Below are 13,407 nucleotides of genomic sequence, written 5' to 3' on the forward strand. Positions count from 1 at the left end.
TATAAACAAAAGTTATTAAAAATACCAAATTATAGATAATATCTATAATTATTTTCGATTCATTTATGGTTGGAAAGAGCTCCGGCTTACACGAAAGTATTTTTACTTACGTATGGTCGAACATCCTGATATTCCGGTTTTAAATCTCTGATATTTCCCTGAGATGCGTGATAGTATGATAGCTCCTCAGGGAATGTGTATGGGCTTATTTGACCCAATCCTGTTAGATAGTCGCCGCGCTGGCAAGCCTCAGTCCACGCCTCTTCGGGCAAGTCGGAATATTCAGAATACTTTTGGCGATATTTTGGTTGCTGTAATTTTAGCCTTGGGTCAATGATCTCTTCTTCCTCCTTTCTGAATTCAAACAATGAAGTGTGACCGGCGACAATTGATTTCTCAATCATTTTGAGGGCCACCCTTTCGCTTTTCTTGCTCAATAAGTCGAGTTGGGCTTCCAAAGTGGAATTAGACGGCAATTTTCCCTTTTCAAGCAAATGAGAGTTCCACTTATCCCATTTGATCTTGAATGCCTCAGACTGAAAGGGAAGTGGTAATTCGTCAGGCATTTGACCTTGGGAGTCTGCGGGAAATAGCCCATTCAAGTAGCGGCGGGTCACCGGAAATAGTTTCGCTTTTTCATCATCATAGAGTGGGCGAAGGTCGTTTCGCCCACCTGAAACAGCCTTACTTATCATCGCTATTGCGACCGCTGCGCTCTTTTCTTTGCCTAGTAATTCAAGTTGCTCTGAATAGGCTATCTGTGTAAAAACTCTTCCTGATTGACTTAAATGGGCGATCCATTTAATCCATGCCTCAGCGAAATCGTGCGTATCATACGGTAAGTCCATCTTCGCAGGATTAAATTTCTCTGCTACTTTGAGCTCATCGTAAAATCCATTTTGGGCGTGATAAACTGAAATTATCTCAGGGAAATCAACTCTTTGACCGGTTAGGTATGGCATTGAGAATATTATGTTTTCGTATTGGCTTTTCCTACGCTCACGTTCAAGCATCACGTCTTCAGGCAACTCGTTACTTGCATGATTTTGTGGATCTGCCGTCCTACTGAATTTTGCTAATTCCCACTCAGGAAGGTCGTAGACGTCCTCATGCTGCTTTATTATCGAGCGATTCAGCATTTCAACAGCGACAGGCGCCGCAACTTTCTTTAATCTATTAAGGATTCTCTTAGTCGCTAACTCTGTCAGTTCACCGCTCTTTTTGTTTTTTTCCGCCTTTTGTTGTCTCATAGAACAGAAGTCTTTCCATGAATCTTTGAACTCTTCATTCCTGAAAGGAAGGTCAATATCCATTGGATTAAAGGCGCTTATATTAGTAGTTTCTTTTGTCTTCTTTAATCTACTTTCCTTTACTTTACTTTCCTTTACTTTACTTTGTGTACTAATGTCGTCATTAACTACACTTAACTGAGGGTTATTGTCAACATTAACTCGCTCCGCTTCCGAATCTTCTTCATTTACTTCCCCTTCTATAGAGTCGTCAATTGTCGATTCATTGGAACTGGTGTCTAAAATGCGGGTCGCTGACTGTGAGTTATTGTTTACATTAACTAGTGTTGAGCTTCCATTAGTGACAGCGTAGATAAGTTCAGATTTGCCTTTTCTGCGGGAACTTGCCAGCTTAAATCTAAGTTGAATTCCGTTGCTTGTTAGAATCTTATGTTCACGATATAGTTCCTCGTTGAAAAAGGCAAATTCAATTAGGCGGTCAACCAAATTATCAAGTTCGACACGATCAAACCCGGGTAGCTGCTTGGCTATCTTCATCTTCATCAGGGTATCCCACCTAATGTAATAGCCATTTTTATAGATAGCGCAAAGTAACTTGATCGCGACAAGCTCCCCAATAACTCCGAACTCACCGCTAATGGCTTCAATTTTCTCGTCATCAAAGAAATCAACGTCAAGCGGGAAATAATCTAATCCTTCTTTAATAGGTCTCGCCATGATAATTAGTTGGCTAAAAAATGGAAATAATGCTAGTTTATTTGAATGCCGTGACCGAACGCAACATCAATGAGCATCTATTGTAAGGACGGTCGATTAATTGCAGGTTAACAGATTCGCCCTATCGACAAAAGCAAGACTAATGTTACCAAGCAATTTGACAATTGCGCGGCGATCATTAGTCAACTCCTGCGTGAACTCCGGATTGTTGCATTGACCATAGTCTGTTAGGGGATAGCAATCGTAAACGATTTGAATAACATCAATTGCCTCGTAAACGATTTGAATAACATCAATTGTCTCGTTGATAACTAACGAGCCATTCCCCCAAAACCAAAAAGTGTTATCAGCTAATTCAAATGTTTCATTTCCATTAAGCTGGGAAAAGATATCAAATAGACCCGTTTGTAATGCTGTAACGACATGCATTGAATGCTTGAATGCCGTCGGATTGTAGGCAAATGTTTCGTAAAAGGCGCAGAACATGTTGAGCGTGCGCTCTTGCAGTAACGGTATCCCAAACTGTTCATTGAATTTATCTCGAAAATGGTCAGGCATCCTGACAGTTAAAGTTTCCATGCGTTTCGTTATTCCTTAATTGGTGAAATTGAATGGTTTTGATTGCTTACAGGGCAGGTATGAGGGTCGGGGATACGGAGACAGGATTTCAAGAATAGTCCAGGATAAGTCATCCATCAGCCATCCGTTGGCGTTAACCACTCTCGCCTCTCTTTCTTTGTTGTTATACCAGCGTTGAATAATTCGCCTTCTTTGACGATATGTTTTACCTTCAAAATTCGGGTGATGTGCCAGCGCTTCACGCTGATCCTCATCAAGCACAAATTTTTCCATGTGTAGATATGTTTAAAGTTGTTTAACTCTCTTGTTTGAAGCGCCTTTACTCTCTACTAAGCCCGCCTCGATGTAGGCATTAATCTCTGATTTCTTGAAGTAAATCGTCGAACCGCGTTTGTAATGCCGGATTTTACGGTTACGTGTATACGCATAGATGGTGGACGTCTTCAAACCTAGATATTCTGCGGCCGCGGCTACGGTCAAGAATTGGTTCTGGTCGGCGTCGTTTGGCATCTGTCCAGTTGGAATAGCGGTCGAAACGATGCGTTTCAATTCATCAATCCCTTCTTTCAGCTCATCTAAAATGTTGCTCATGGTACATAGTTTTTCTGTTACGGATTCGTGTACAATCCGTGATGTGATGATCTAAACGTTTATCAAAAGGCCTGAAATTAGGCGGTAAGCGCAGCTGACTTTTTATGCCATAGCGATCGCAAGTGATCCATTAAGGCAGGAAATGAATTAATAAATCCGGAATCAATAGAAAATGCAAGGTTTGCCTCCAATCGTTCCAGTTCTCGTAACTCGCTCTCGGTCCCTGTGTTGCGTATCCCGGTTTCATGTCGGCCAAATACAATGTGATTTAAAGCTTTGGCGAGTGCAGAAAAATCAACATCGGGAAATTTGTATACCGCTTTTGAAAGACCCTTATACATTTGACCAGCCTCAATTCGATTAAAAACTAATTGATCTGTGAGCCAGACAACCGTTTTGCCATATAGCATTGGATTCAATTCCATCGCTATTAGTACCCAGATGTAAGGATTACACCAGACGGTTTTATTAGTTGATCTCCCGGACGCATGGTAACAATTTAGCTCCTTCAGAGTCTTTATCATACCCTGTTTTTCAACCATTTCCATAAACTCAGAGAAGTCTGAATTTATGATACCAGTCTCCTTCAATACATAGTAGACCCTTTCAGAATTTTCTTTCTGGGAAATTATGTCTTGAACTTTCCCCTTCTCCCCCCATCCGTACAGCGCCCGAGCTTTCTGATACGCTTTTTCCAGGTCAGATAAATTTAGGCTCCCCGTTTTCGTTTCCTGTCTGATGGTTTCGCCAAATAAAACCCTGCTTTGGCTAATTAAGGTGACGCCTGTTTTCATACCTTATTTTCCGTTTAATTTTGACATAACTTTCCCACTCCAGGTTTCCCCAGTTTTTAACTTTTCAATACATTCTCGATTACTTATGCAGTGGCATCACTGTTGTTAATCCGCGAAGCGCGGATCCGCTCGACCTCTCTCGCCATCTCCTTGTAATTGCAATCGCCTAACTTTTCAATTGCTTCCCTACACAACTCACGAACGAGTTTTTCCTCTTCAAGCTCTTCTTCGGTATACGTATCAAGAGCCAATGCATCAATTGCACGGAACATCGCATACAATATTTCGTTTTTCGATATCCGCGCGTAATTGAATATTAGTGATCCAAGCGTTACGATTTCGGCTCGGCTTGGCCCTTTCGGCGATTCAACGAGAAAAACCCGGTCAATTAATTCCCAATGCTCTCTAAAAATTATGTAAGCCTGTAACACTTTTTCTGCGTCTTCGTCCTCCATACTTGAAGCCGATAAGACATAACTGGGGAGATCGTTTAGCATCACAATTACTGGTGTAACTCGTGTTAAAATAGTTAAGCTAAAATTAGAGACTGAAATTCTTCTAGTAGTTCGGTCTGCCTAACAATTGATTGAGCTTGGATATCCCTAAGCTCTTTAATAACGTCGTTCGAGACTTGTAAAAACTCCATCAAATCTTTATCGGATGGAACGACTTTTCCTGATTTCCAAGTAGACACCACTGCTCGCGATTTTGAAAAGCGCGTGTAGAAGAGGGTGTTCCCCCCGGGAAATTGATTAATCTTTGCAAACGCCTGGTCAATCATAGGCTTCAAAACAATTGCGCTACCTTCCATACATATATTTTTGTTTATATTTTTGTTAGTTTTACCGCTTAATGGATATACTGTAACTTTACGCAATCTTTGCAGTAGATTTACAGAAATTATTGATTGATAACAAATATAAAACAATATATATTGTATATGCAAGAAAATCGGGAAAATATTACAGAAATTTCTGAAAGAATAAAACAAGTAATTGAATATCTACAACTTACCCCCAGCAGTTTTGCTTCTAACCTTGGCTACAAGCGTCCACAAAGTATTTATGATTATACGGCAGGAAAAGTTAAGCCAGGTTTTGAGTTCTTCAATTTATTCCTACAATCCGAATATGCTCCTGTAATCAATGTATCCTGGTTAATTTCCGGACAGGGTGAAATGCTGGTCGACAATGACGTATCGCGTTATTTAAAAGTCAATAACAATCTGGAACATCCAGTTTCAAATTTTCAAGCGATGAAACTAGAAGATCTGATACGCGAAAAAGGAAAATTGGAAGCTGAGATTGCCAAATGGTCTGGAATGAATGCCGAGCAAGTCGGCGAACAATTAGATACCATAAAGCAGAATGCAGATGAATACGTTACTGAAAGCAAAAATTCTGGATTATACCTTGAAAAGATCAAGACGTCAGAAAGTACTGTATTCCAGCATTTGGGCGACGAACGATATTTAATCATTATGCCGCTTATCAATCGCTACAATCATGAAAACTACCATGGCTTTTGGATAAACGCTTCCGTTCTTGATTCTTTTCCAAAGCACGCGATAGCAATTGACACTATACACTTCGGTATTTACCGCTCGTTTGAGGTGCCAGATCAGACCATGGAAGATGAAACACGCGATTCCCTCGTCATGGGAGACATTGTTATTGCACGTAGGATAGAACGAAAATTTCAAGAGATGTGGCATTTTCCCTTGGGGCACATATATGTCATTCATTTCGTAAACGGGATCTGCATCAGACGGATTGAGTCTATTGATCATGATAATCAATCAATTCGATGCAAAGCTCTTAATCCGGCCGAGAATAACGTACCGGCCGAGATTCAACTTTCAACGGTTAGAGAAATATTCAAGGTGGAATACGTGACGCAAAAAAGGTGAACGGCTGCCGCCCGCCGTCGGACACGTCTTTCATTCCGTTCATTTCCCTTTAGTATACATTACCCGTTTTTCTGTTTTAATAGAGCGCCCAGCCTCCATATATGCCACCAGGTCGCTGACCTTAAAAAAGATCTTTCCTAGGCATTTAATGTATCCGATTTCATCTTTCTTTCGATGCAATGCGTTTGGTGGTACGTTAAGAAGGTTCGCGGCGTCTTTGGCTAACACGTATTCAAGTAAGGGATCGAAACGCATTTTTTCTTTTTCAAGACTTTCTAATATCCTGTATACAACGCTGTCTTCTACCCGCTCAAGTTCCTGTTTTAGTTTGCCTAACAGTATTTCATAGGGATTTTCCATAGATATGGTTGCTTATTGGTACGACCTTCATATAAGCTGTAAAAATTCAATATTCCAATAAATTAACAAGATGTCAAAGCAATCTGATCGAGTACACGAGCTAATCTGCCAGGTGGCAGCGATCCTCATTGAGGCGGACATGGACAACATGGAATCCTTTCAGACTCCTCAGACCATTTATCTCCTAATGGATAAGGATGATAATGCAAAATTGAAACGGCTTCGGGGCTGCCATCAAAGATCCTTTGGAAGTTTGCAAAAAATGAGAGTGCTGGCAATCTTGGGCACCTGTCGGATGAAATTGGTAACATCCGTTCAGCATGCCCAGATAGAAATGTTACAACTGAATGGAGAGTCCATTTTCACCGCTTAATAAACTATGTTTCTGGAAATCATTGAATTTGAGTATGCTGCCCCTATCGTGTCTCTTTGATTATCGAATATTTCGTATCAACCTGTATATCCTTAAAGCAGCTCACCATGGAACATCCGTACTTGCGACAAAGAAAGTTAGCAATTATCAATTACGACCAATATACCGATCCTGAGATCAGGGCTTTATTGGTTGAGATGTTAGTCGGTTTCGAATACACGGTTTTTGAAGAAGTAGATCTCCAATCGTTACAAGAATCACCATTTAGAGAGTCCCCCTTTGATAGTTTTCTGCTTATTATAGATCTTTTAAATCCTAGTTATCTTTTCGACAACCCCAAGCTAGCGGCTCTTTTTAGTGATCGTCGCTCCATCTGGATTAAAGAAATAATCTATGTGGGAGTTCAAATTCCGCATTATAGACAATTTTCTTCTGGACTAACCCCGAACTCTGCATTTGGCACCTATTTAACCATTGGCACTCCGTATGAGCTTGAAGGAGTTCTCAAACATGTTTCTTTTGAACTCGGGAAGGCCTGGAGGGCCGTCCCTGAACGGTTTGAGTCTGTACCAAATTTTCTCTATTTCGCGCATAAAAACGGTTTGCTTCGAACCGCGAAACTCCATCGATGGGGAACACCTGAACTAGGGACTGTTAGCTACTACCTAGAGCTCATTAGACTATTAGAATCAGACAATGAACGATTCTCCGCTCAAAAGGCGCCAATAAACCAGGACTTCGCACCCAACGTTCTCCAAGAAGAGTCACCGAAGACTCGATCTGAAATCAACTATGAATCATTTGAGCAATCAAATTCCCCAGAACCGCCGTCCCCCAATTTCAAACCTAAATCCCCGAGTTGGCAATTAACGTGGCCCAAATTTTTCAAAAAAGATGACGGAAGCTTTGAATACAAAGTATGGTATGGAACCAATAGGAGTGAGCGGATTGAACAACCCTCAGAATACACAACGTTATACGCAGATGAAATAGACTCAATTGTTCATTTTGGGACATGTACAGTATTCGTTCCTAAGTCCCATAAGATTGGATCAACAGGCTCGCCGTGGTGGAAGAGATTGATTACACTAACAGACGATCGCTTGAAGCTATTGACGACAAGAGAAGTAAGTAGCAAGAAGTTTGTGAAAGATCTTAAAAAGGCATGCGAAAAACTAGCGGACGATGCCAAAGCTGGGGTAATTTTTATCCATGGATACAATGTTAGCTTCGAGGAAGCGGCGATTCGAGCAGCACAGTTAGGGGTAGACCTTCAAATAAAAGGGCCGATGGCATTTTTTAGCTGGCCATCTAAGGGAGATTTTCTCGATTATCTAGCTGACGGGGCCACAATTGAGGCTTGTGAAGACCAAATAAATGAGTTTATAAATATTTTTGCATCAAAGTCCGGATTAACCACAGTTCATATTATTGCACATAGCATGGGTAATCGGCCACTGCTACGTATAATTAACCAAATAATTGCTAATGCAGAAAAACATCCACATGTCAGCTTTGGCCATTTTATCCTGGCGGCGCCGGATGTTGACGCCCGAGTTTTTGCACAATTAGCCAAAGAATATAAAAAAGTAGCAAAGCATACGACACTGTATATATCTGACAAGGACAGGGCTCTCTCCGCCTCCGGATATCTCACTCAATTCCCCCGCGCTGGATTTGCCCCGCCCATTACTGTTGTTCCGGATATTGACACGATTTTTGCTGGCGACATTGACATGTCATTGCTCGGCCATGGCTATGTGGCAGAAGCCCGAGAAGTGTTAACAGATATCCATTCACTAATTCATCATAATACTCCTGCAAATGCACGTATGGGCTTATATTGGGTCGACCTTAAGCCCGGAGAAGGCTACTGGACAATTGCAAAATGATTGGCGTGAATGTTAGGAGTAGAGGAATATATGTGTTGAAATTCTGTTATATTGCCAAATAAGACAGATAGGTAATCACTGTGAATTTCATTGTGAATCTTTCTCATCAACACACAAAAATGCCCTTATGAAACAGTCAGGGGCAATTTATCATTAAAAATGAATTACCTCGACGAATTCAAAAAATTTATTTCCAGTCATTACCTTTCGACAGGCGTACGATTAACCCTGGGCGCGGTTGTTCCGAGCCTTATATTTCAGCATTACGGGATCCTGGGTGATATGATTGCATTTCCGCTTGGCACATTGCTCATCGGCGGAACGGACAATCCCGGACCTTACCATAGAAGACGCAATTCCTTGCTCATTGCCATTGCAACGTGTTTTATAGTCGCTTGCATCACCGGTTTTCTCCGGCACATTCACTTCGTCATTTTTCTTGAAATCATCATTTTCGGGATGTTTTTTTCGCTCGTCGGGGTGTATGGAAACCGTGTAAACAGCATCGGGCTTATCGCCCTCTTGGTCTTTGTGTTCAACATTGACGACCATCTTAGCGGCGACCTGGTGTTACGAACGGCTGCGATATTCGCGGCCGGCGGGATCTGGTATTTTGCCCTTTTCATGATTCTGCAAAAATTATTGCCATATAAGCTCATACAGCAGCTTTTGGGGGAAAACTTTGTGGAGCTCGGCAAGCTTCTCTGGATTAAGGCGAGATATTATTTTGCCGACCCCGACTATGATGATCTTTTTAACAGGATGGTACATCAGCAGGTTATCCTTCGGGAAAACCACGAAAACCTCCGCGAAATACTTTTTAAGACACGGGAAATTGTTACAGAATCCACGAACAAAAGCCGTGTGCTCATGCTGATGTTCCTGGATAGCATTGACCTGTTTGAAAGGATACTCAACTCTCAGCAAAACTATACTAACCTGCACAGAGCCTTTGACCATACCAAAGTTTTAAGGCTCTTTGGCACATACATTACCTGGTTATCCGCTGAAATACAACAGATCGGCCTGGCCGTACAAAGCGGATTCCCCTCCCATCCCAAGCACGACCTGGATGAAGCATTCAACAAATGTCAGCGGGCTTTTGAAACCATGCGTGAGCAGAAAATGACGCATGATAATATGGAAGATTTTATCATGCTGCGTCAGATCCTGAACAGTTTACAGGATATTACCGAACGGATTAAGAAGCTGCATCGCGCAACGACCTATGACGCGGAGGTAAGCAAAGGATACAAATTGAATGTTGAGGCAGAGAATTTTATTCCAAAACAGGAATATCATCCGCGTATCCTGCTGGACAATCTTTCACTAAAATCCAGTCATTTCAGGCATGCGGTGCGGGTGACGATCGGGCTGCTGCTTGGTTATATAACGTCTTTATTTTTGGAAGTCGGCCATGGTTACTGGATTCTGTTAACCATTGTTGTGATCCTGAAACCGGCTTTCAGCATTACGAAGCAACGGAATGTGCAGCGGATCGGCGGGACGCTTGTAGGTGTGTTCTCTGGTTTTATGCTACTGTATTTGACCAAGGACGGCACGGCGCTTTTCATGGTCATGTTACTGGCTATGATCCTGGCTTACAGCTTTTTAAAGACCAATTATTTTATTGCATCCACAAGCATCACTTTATATGTCATCCTGTCTTTCAACTTTCTGAACCCACAGCAGATTACAGAAGTTTTGCAGGACCGGGTTGTAGATACGGTCGTCGGATCGATTATCGCATACTTGATTTCCTCCTACGTCCTGCCCGTATGGGAGCATACACAAATTAACCAGTATATCCGGGATGCACTGAATGCTAACCGTAAATATTTTGACGTTGTAGCCGCCAAGTTCACAGGAAAAGACTTGGATATCAACGAATTGAAAGTATTACGGAAGGATGCGATCATCGCGATGGCGAACTTGTCCGATAACTTTCAAAAAATGCTTTCGGAGCCGAAACGACAGCAGTTGAATATGGAAGAATATCACCAGTTCGTGGCGACGAGCCATATGCTGACCTCGTATATTGCCTCGCTTTCCACATATGCACAGACGCTGGAATATTCGGAGTTTTCTGTTGAATTCGAAGTGATGATCCGGCAAATCGACCGGCAGATTAAGGCCGCTACGGACATTATTGAAGGGAAGTTGGAAAACAGCTTCGAAATTGCCCGCGAATCGCTGCCCCAGAACATGAAACTAGTGGAGCTCTTGGCCAAACGGAAAAAGGAAATTAAAGAATTGGGCATCGAGAAAGCAGATCAATCGCCAGCGCGTAAGATGTTGTCCGACCTGAAAACGATCAACGGACTTTTCGAACTCATCAGCACGATAACCATAGACGAGATCAAGATTTTGCAAAAAATAAAAACAGTAAAAACCTAACATTTATAGCATGTCATCCCGATTATTCACTCCGCTCACGATAAAAAGCATCACATTTTAAAAACAGGATTGTGGTATCCCCTATGTGCCAGTATTCCTCTGAGGACGGATTTGCCAATGACTGGCACCTGGTTCACCTGGGTAGCCGGGCAGTAGGCGGCGCGGCCTTGCTCATTGCAGAAGCCACCGCGGTTTCACCCGAAGCCCGGATTTCGCCTGAGGACTTGGGAATCTGGAAAGATGAACATATTGAAAAACTCATACAAATTACCACATTCATTGCTGCCCAAGGCGCTGTTCCTGGCATACAGCTCGGACACGCAGGCCGGAAAGCGAGCACATATCCTGCCTGGAAGGGCCGCGGACAAGTGCCTGTGAGTGAAGGCGGATGGCAGCCGTTAAGCGCATCGGACATCCCATTTCACGAAAAAGAACTCGCACCCCTGGCGCTTGACATGGCAGGAATCCAGAAAGTGATCTCCGATTTTTCGGATGCGGCCAAACGTGCATTAGAAGCCGGTTATAAGGTTATTGAAATCCATGCTGCTCACGGCTATCTCATTCACCAATTCATGTCACCGCTCAGCAATGTACGCACGGACGAATACGGCGGCAGCTTCGAAAACCGGGTACGCTTGCTGATCCAGGTCGTTGACGCCATTCAGAAAGTGTGGCCAGCGGATCTGCCATTGCTTGTGCGCATATCGGCAACCGACTGGGCCGAAAATGGCTGGGACGAAAATCAGTCTGTTGAATTGGTTAAGATACTTAAAGCCAAAGGCGTAGACCTGATCGATGTTTCGAGCGGTGGGCTGGCAGCTCACCAGAAAATTACAGTCGGTCCATCGTATCAGGTCCCTTTTTCTGCCAAAATTAAAAAGGAGACCGACTCATTGACCGGCGCAGTAGGCATGATTACAGAAGCGAAACAAGCAGAGGAAATTTTGCAAAACGACGAAGCGGATCTCATTATTATGGCCAGGGAATTGCTCCGCGATCCCTATTTCCCCCTACATGCGGCACACGAACTTGGTGACGACATTTCGTGGCCAATCCAATATGACCGCGCAAAGCCTTCACATTGATTGCCGGCAAGTGATACGCATACATATCACCAGGTTTCGCCCGATGCGGTCCTGGTGATATGAATTTGTATCTTTGCCTGAATTTATTTTAGCCATGTTGAATCCTCGAATCGCCCTTCTGATTGGGCTTTTTTGTATCAGTATTTTTCCAGTTTTGGTAAAATGGGCACCGGTTTCAGGAATTACCTCTGCGTTTTACAGGATGTTTTTCGGGGTGCTGTTTTTGCTTCCCTTGGTTATTTTGAAGCGCAAATTTACTTGGCCCGATAAAGCATTATGGATTCCGATTATCGTTTGCGGAATCATTTTTGCCACGGATATTGCCGTTTGGAACCTCTCCATTCGCTATTCCAATGCCACACAAGCCACCCTGCTGACCAACCTGGCTCCTGCCTGGGTGGGGATCGGATCTTTCTTTTTTTTGAGTGATAAACCGAAAGCCAGTTTCTGGATCGGGACAAGTATTGCTGTTGCAGGCATGGTGGTTCTGATCGGGCCTGAGGCGTTTCTGGAAATGAAACTGGACCGGGGCTTCGCACTGGCAGTGCTGTCCGGAATGCTGTATGCCACCTATATGCTCATCAGCAAATCCATTTTGAACCGCTTGAACATTATGAGTTTCATGACAATCAGCATGGCAGTTTCCAGCGTTTACCTGTTCACGATCTGCCTCGTTTTCGGTGAGCCGCTTTGGAATTTTACGCCGGTTGTCTGGGGCGTCTTTGTCATTCAAGGGTTGATTTGTCAATTAATAGGTTGGCTGGCAATCACTTATGCAGTCAAGAAAATGGATGCGCAACGCGTATCACTCGCTCTTTTGAGCCAGGCAGTTGTAACGGGCGTGCTGGCCTGGGCGCTAATTGACGAAAAGATAACCTGGCAGATGATCATTGGCGGGATTATCATCCTCAGCGGCATTGCCATCACTTTTCAACGGTCCTACAGTCGCGCTGCAAAGAACACGTAAGCCCACACAGCCGTAAGCGCAAACACAAAATGGGCCAGAAACAGTGTCAGCAGATAAGATTTCAGATCAACATCGGGGGGAAAAGGATGCACGGCAAAGAACGTGAACCAGAATATTACAGCCAAAACGCCACTTGCAAAACCGAGAATCAGCCCGTTCACAAAATCAGGCTGCCCTACTCCTAAAAACCAAAGGATATGGTAGCAGAAAACAAAGGCGATCCCGACGAGATAATGCGCCACCACCCCTGTAAAAATTGCCGTCTTACGCTCTGATAAACCGCGGTCTTCGGTGGTCTGACAAGTAATCATTGTGCCTAAAATCTTGGTCACTTTCATCACCTTGTCGGTAATAAAAGTCATGGCATACATAAACAGTGTCATTACCGCTGTTCCGATGATTCCGGACGCAGCGATAACTGCAAGCCATTCGGCATTGGGTAGTATTCGATCAATCATGGTGGCTATAATTTCGTCTTACAACTTTGCGCTAT

Annotated in this window: 15 protein-coding genes; 6 read left to right on the forward strand and 9 right to left on the reverse strand. The window is 43.2% G+C overall.

Annotated elements, in window-relative coordinates:
• Positions 1-86: 86 nt before the first annotated feature.
• The 7 genes from MUK70_RS12865 to MUK70_RS12895 all read right to left on the reverse strand — a co-directional run bounded on the left by MUK70_RS12865 (position 87) and on the right by MUK70_RS12895 (position 4,742).
• Positions 87-1,967, reverse strand: coding sequence for a DUF4373 domain-containing protein (locus MUK70_RS12865; RefSeq protein ID WP_234652684.1), 1,881 nt, complete (start codon positions 1,965-1,967; stop codon positions 87-89).
• Positions 1,968-2,063: 96 nt separating this feature from the next.
• Complete coding sequence (locus MUK70_RS12870) at positions 2,064-2,546, reverse strand: hypothetical protein (RefSeq protein WP_234652686.1); 483 nt, start codon at positions 2,544-2,546, stop codon at positions 2,064-2,066.
• 15 nt (positions 2,547-2,561) lie between these two features.
• Entirely contained in the window at positions 2,562-2,819 is a 258-nt protein-coding gene (locus MUK70_RS12875) for a hypothetical protein (protein ID WP_234652687.1), read from the reverse strand.
• A 12-nt stretch (positions 2,820-2,831) separates the two neighbouring features.
• Entirely contained in the window at positions 2,832-3,137 is a 306-nt protein-coding gene (locus tag MUK70_RS12880) for a helix-turn-helix domain-containing protein (RefSeq protein ID WP_234652689.1), read from the reverse strand.
• 77 nt (positions 3,138-3,214) lie between these two features.
• Positions 3,215-3,931, reverse strand: coding sequence for a hypothetical protein (locus MUK70_RS12885; RefSeq protein ID WP_234652691.1), 717 nt, complete (start codon positions 3,929-3,931; stop codon positions 3,215-3,217).
• A gap of 83 nt (positions 3,932-4,014) precedes the next feature.
• On the reverse strand, positions 4,015-4,386 hold the full coding sequence (locus tag MUK70_RS12890) for a hypothetical protein (RefSeq protein ID WP_234652693.1): 372 nt from the start codon (positions 4,384-4,386) through the stop codon (positions 4,015-4,017).
• Positions 4,387-4,460: 74 nt separating this feature from the next.
• On the reverse strand, positions 4,461-4,742 hold the full coding sequence (locus tag MUK70_RS12895; RefSeq protein ID WP_234652695.1) for a hypothetical protein: 282 nt from the start codon (positions 4,740-4,742) through the stop codon (positions 4,461-4,463).
• 129 nt (positions 4,743-4,871) lie between these two features.
• Here MUK70_RS12895 and MUK70_RS12900 point away from each other — a divergent pair, with 129 nt between their 5' ends.
• Positions 4,872-5,840 (forward strand): hypothetical protein, encoded by a 969-nt coding sequence (locus MUK70_RS12900; protein ID WP_234652720.1) that lies wholly within the window; start codon positions 4,872-4,874, stop codon positions 5,838-5,840.
• Between the two features lie 39 nt (positions 5,841-5,879).
• Here the strand turns inward: MUK70_RS12900 and MUK70_RS12905 are convergent, their stop codons facing one another.
• Positions 5,880-6,200: a helix-turn-helix domain-containing protein gene (locus MUK70_RS12905; protein ID WP_234652722.1), complete on the reverse strand. Its 321-nt coding sequence runs from the start codon at positions 6,198-6,200 to the stop codon at positions 5,880-5,882.
• A 70-nt stretch (positions 6,201-6,270) separates the two neighbouring features.
• On the opposite strand from MUK70_RS12905, the gene MUK70_RS12910 reads away from it, so the two are divergent.
• The 5 genes from MUK70_RS12910 to MUK70_RS12930 all read left to right on the forward strand — a co-directional run bounded on the left by MUK70_RS12910 (position 6,271) and on the right by MUK70_RS12930 (position 12,914).
• Positions 6,271-6,573, forward strand: coding sequence for a hypothetical protein (locus MUK70_RS12910; protein ID WP_234652723.1), 303 nt, complete (start codon positions 6,271-6,273; stop codon positions 6,571-6,573).
• 107 nt (positions 6,574-6,680) lie between these two features.
• Positions 6,681-8,465 (forward strand): alpha/beta hydrolase, encoded by a 1,785-nt coding sequence (locus MUK70_RS12915; protein ID WP_234652725.1) that lies wholly within the window; start codon positions 6,681-6,683, stop codon positions 8,463-8,465.
• 159 nt (positions 8,466-8,624) lie between these two features.
• Complete coding sequence (locus MUK70_RS12920) at positions 8,625-10,862, forward strand: FUSC family protein (protein WP_234652726.1); 2,238 nt, start codon at positions 8,625-8,627, stop codon at positions 10,860-10,862.
• 71 nt (positions 10,863-10,933) lie between these two features.
• Positions 10,934-11,947 carry an NADH:flavin oxidoreductase/NADH oxidase gene (locus MUK70_RS12925; RefSeq protein ID WP_310590043.1) on the forward strand — a complete coding sequence of 338 codons (1,014 nt, stop codon included), beginning with the start codon at positions 10,934-10,936 and terminating at the stop codon, positions 11,945-11,947.
• 94 nt (positions 11,948-12,041) lie between these two features.
• Positions 12,042-12,914 (forward strand): DMT family transporter, encoded by an 873-nt coding sequence (locus MUK70_RS12930; RefSeq protein ID WP_234652729.1) that lies wholly within the window; start codon positions 12,042-12,044, stop codon positions 12,912-12,914.
• Here MUK70_RS12930 and MUK70_RS12935 read toward each other — a convergent pair.
• Positions 12,887-13,372, reverse strand: a complete 486-nt coding sequence (locus MUK70_RS12935; protein WP_234652731.1) for a hypothetical protein — start codon at positions 13,370-13,372, stop codon at positions 12,887-12,889. The genes MUK70_RS12930 and MUK70_RS12935 overlap by 28 nt on opposite strands.
• Positions 13,373-13,407 lie beyond the last annotated feature (35 nt).

The sequence above is a fragment of the Dyadobacter chenwenxiniae genome, assembly GCF_022869785.1.
GTDB lineage: Bacteria > Bacteroidota > Bacteroidia > Cytophagales > Spirosomataceae > Dyadobacter > Dyadobacter chenwenxiniae.